Source organism: Parabacteroides sp. AF19-14 (genome assembly GCF_003635485.1).
Taxonomy (GTDB): domain Bacteria; phylum Bacteroidota; class Bacteroidia; order Bacteroidales; family Tannerellaceae; genus Parabacteroides; species Parabacteroides distasonis.
On sequence record NZ_QTMJ01000066.1, the window covers coordinates 1 to 403 of the forward strand.

Sequence of the window (403 nt, forward strand, 5' to 3'; positions counted from 1 at the left end):
TTTAATCTTGATGAATTTTTCCGAATCGTTGATTCTTACAACGTCTCGAAGTCTCAGACTTCCGTCAATTATTTTAAGAAAACTTCTTTTATGCCCTTTGGGGTCATGCTCTATCTTATAGAGATAAGCTGAAAGTCTGTTTGAGACTGATGCCGGAGGAAGTATAAAAGAAGAAATGGCGTCCAACAACTCATTGATACCGATATTGAACATTGCTGATCCATGTAGCACCGGATAGACTTTGGCTTTTGCCACAAGAGCGATTATCGTATTCCAATAATCAGCCGGTGAAATTTCGCTATCCGCCAAATATCGTTCTAATATATCGTCGTCATGGTTGCATACAAATTCTTTGTATTCTTCCTTTATATATGTTTGGGAGCAAACCGGATAAACCGATCCA

General features: G+C 38.5%; 1 pseudogene. It reads right to left on the reverse strand.

The features are described from left to right. Positions 1-403 (reverse strand): annotated as a pseudogene (locus DWX33_RS23055) (tetracycline resistance ribosomal protection protein); the annotation flags it as partial.